We start from the raw sequence: 338 nt of genomic DNA, 5'->3' as shown, positions 1-338 counted from the left end.
AAATTTGTTAATGAAAGTGCACAAATTATTGCACAGATAGAAAACTTCGCCGATGAATTTTCGACAATTATCTCACGGCGTATTGATGAGACACTCACATCTCATTCACCATTATAAAGAGGAGTTGTCTATGGGGATTTCTGTTGCTTCTTCTGCTCACAAAAACACACGCAGACGGCGTCGTTCACATAGCCAACTGATGAGTGAAATCAATGTCACACCTTTTGTTGATGTTATGCTGGTGCTGTTGATTATTTTCATGGTTTCTGCTCCTCTTTTGGTAAACGGTGTTCCGCTTGATTTACCGCGTAGTCAAGCCGGACCAGTACGAATGGAGA

At 41.4% G+C, this 338-nt stretch carries 1 protein-coding gene and 1 pseudogene; both read left to right on the top strand.

The genetic code is table 11. From position 1 onward, the window contains the following. Positions 1 to 117 (top strand): annotated as a pseudogene (locus tag ACFIO5_RS11985) (protein TolQ); the annotation flags it as partial. A 13-nt stretch (positions 118 to 130) separates the two neighbouring features. Next, a partial coding sequence (locus tag ACFIO5_RS11980; protein WP_375705531.1) for a biopolymer transporter ExbD occupies positions 131 to 338 on the top strand: 208 nt, incomplete at its 3' end.

The organism is Bartonella sp. AA86SXKL (genome assembly GCF_042196885.1).
The sequence above is the reverse complement of the archived record's forward strand: the minus strand, read 5'-3'. Positions and strand labels throughout refer to the sequence as shown.